Annotated in this window: 2 protein-coding genes; one reads left to right on the top strand and one right to left on the bottom strand. The window is 24.5% G+C overall.

Going from position 1 to position 2,033, the window contains the following annotated elements:
• Positions 1–268: 268 nt before the first annotated feature.
• The gene (locus VBM86_RS02995) at positions 269–1,558 is read right to left on the bottom strand and encodes an MFS transporter (protein ID WP_323189809.1); all 1,290 of its coding nucleotides are present in this window, start codon (positions 1,556–1,558) and stop codon (positions 269–271) included.
• A 232-nt stretch (positions 1,559–1,790) separates the two neighbouring features.
• Here VBM86_RS02995 and VBM86_RS02990 point away from each other — a divergent pair, with 232 nt between their 5' ends.
• Positions 1,791–1,919 carry a hypothetical protein gene (locus tag VBM86_RS02990; RefSeq protein ID WP_323189808.1) on the top strand — a complete coding sequence of 43 codons (129 nt, stop codon included), beginning with the start codon at positions 1,791–1,793 and terminating at the stop codon, positions 1,917–1,919.
• Positions 1,920–2,033 lie beyond the last annotated feature (114 nt).

Raw genomic sequence — 2,033 nt, 5'->3', positions numbered from 1 at the left:
ATTGTTGAGGTGTTTTTCAATTTAACATAGTTCGAAAACTTTTCACCCTTATATCATCAAATGTAATCTTGGATAGCGTTTTAATCACCCAGTTACTCGTAAAATTCTTTCTTTTATTGCAAACAAAAAGTAGACATTTTTTATTTTCTGTCTACTTTTCTTATTCTAGTTTATTAAATGCGATAATCTCTTTTCAATGTTTAAAATGCTTAAAGATTAATTGCATCATTTTACTTTAAATTTCATATGAAAAATTAATCTTCCTAAATTATAAAACTCATAAATTGTCAAGTTTCTTAATAGTAGGCAGTTTGTCCAACTTATTAATTCTGGTATATGAAACTATAGCAATCACTCCACAAAATATAACTATTATTGAATATGTAATGTAAGTTCATAAGTATCCAGCTAAATTGTTAATTGCTGTAAGTGCAATTATTAATAATGAAGACATAATAATCCTGAACACTATCGATAACCCGTTTTGTAAATGGAACTTATCTTTTTCAAATAATTGATATGACTTACTATAAAATCCTGGTAAGAACATACTAAATACCAATTGTTGTAGTGCATTAATCGAAAAGTAACTAATTAAAATAAATTGTTTGTTTGAAATGAATGATAATGAAATTCAAATGATGCTCAATATAAACATTCCAAAAATTATTCATCTAAGATCAATTTTTACTTTGTATTTATTTAATAAGAAAACAACAATTACACCAACTAGACTGAATAGAGCTAAAACAATTGTGAAATAGAAACTTCAATCCTCATATTTATAATCACCAACTCATTTGAAAAATTGAATAACTCCTGATTGTTTAGGAAATAAGAATATTCCAATTACTAATGATGATGATAATATGAATATTCATGAAAATAGCTTAAATTTAGAACTTAAAATCTTATGTGATTTATCATTTGCTTTTGCTTTATCCACAAAAACAGTCATTTCTGGTTTAGTTTTTAAACTTCAATAAAGTAAACCGGATAATATGTAAGTTACCATATTAAAAATAACTAAAGAATAGAAAGGTAAATACTTATAAAGAAGAAGTGACAATATTGGAGATAAAACTAATCCAATTGATATGGCAAATGAGTTACCGATGTTAAATTTATTTAACTCATTTTTATCTTTTGCTAAAAAGTAAAGAATATTCTTAAGGTGTATAAATCTATAGGAATGAACAGTTCCTAAAAGTGTACTTGTCACAATTAAAACAATTGAAAACGTATGTGTAGATAAATTATTGATAAATGCAAAATAAGTTCCTAAAGGTATTATCAACAATATTGAACTAGCAATATCACAAATAAGAAGAGCAACTCTATCAGGAAGTAACTTAACAATTTTTGACGAGATTGCATAAATGATCAATGATGGTAATTGTACTAATAAGTACAACAATGTAACTAATCAGAAATCACCAGTTATTTTGTAAATATATAAACTAGAAGCTAATTTAAATGCTTCTGACCCGATTGATGATAATGAAATACTACTTATATATTTTCATAAGTTAGCATTTAAGCTTCTAAATAGTGACATAATACCCCTCATTAATGTATGGTATTTAATTATACATTCATTTATGCATCCGAGATGAAAAAAGGAATCTTATATCTGATATTCAAGGAAATTTAAGCTTAAAAAAGCAAAACAAATACTAAAGCCATTTTAGTTACATTTCTATAATAAGCATCAAAAATAAGTTAAATATTTTTGAATAATTTGTTTTATTTTACTTAAAAAGAATATAATAAAAGTAAGGAGATATATTATGAAAAATGCAAAATTAATTTTAAGCATCTTCACTATAGGAAGTTTAAAACAAAAAATGCAAGAAAACAACCAAGACTGTTTAAATGTAAAGATAAATTATAGACTGGCGACTAAATTAATAATTTAATCTTAAAGAAAGAAGGTTTACAATAATGTTAAGAAAAAACTGATTAAAGTTTTCAACACTTAAACTAGGACAAGAAAAGTAGACAGAAAATAAAAAACTGTCTACTTTTTGTTT

Origin of the sequence: Mycoplasma sp. 21DD0573 (assembly GCF_034863425.1) — a bacterium.
Taxonomy (GTDB): domain Bacteria; phylum Bacillota_I; class Bacilli_A; order Mycoplasmatales; family Metamycoplasmataceae; genus Mycoplasmopsis.
This window is presented reverse-complemented; position numbering and strand designations above follow the sequence as displayed.